The sequence below is a fragment of the Paraburkholderia sp. SIMBA_053 genome (assembly GCF_046534895.1).
GTDB lineage: Bacteria > Pseudomonadota > Gammaproteobacteria > Burkholderiales > Burkholderiaceae > Paraburkholderia > Paraburkholderia caledonica.
The window spans coordinates 1-330 of record NZ_JAWRXU010000311.1 but is presented as its reverse complement, the minus strand read 5'-3'; the positions used below and the strand labels follow the sequence as shown (position 1 = coordinate 330).

The 330-nt window shown below is 58.8% G+C and carries 1 pseudogene; it reads right to left on the bottom strand.

The window, feature by feature from the left end:
• Positions 1 to 136 precede the first annotated feature (136 nt).
• Positions 137 to 330 (bottom strand): annotated as a pseudogene (locus SB753_RS35775) (HlyD family secretion protein); the annotation flags it as partial.

Genomic DNA, 330 nt, shown 5'->3' with positions numbered 1-330 from the left:
GCGGATTGCGTGCGACTGAATACATCGGGCACAGCGGTCTGCGGGCGTTCGAAATTGGGGCCCACCAGACATGCACTGAGCAACATGCCAAGCAGCGTCGCGAGCACCGGTGTACGGATTGAACACAGATTCGCGTTCATTTTGGGTCCGCTCCGCTGATCGACACTTCAGCAGGCTTGCCGACATCGACTTCCGTTTCGACAGAGAGGCCCACGCTCAATGCAGATGCAGCCTGTTGCCCCGGGTCGATGCTGATCTTGACAGGCACACGCTGAACGACCTTCGTGAAGTTACCCGTAGCATTCTCCGGCGCAATGGGCGCGAAGCTCA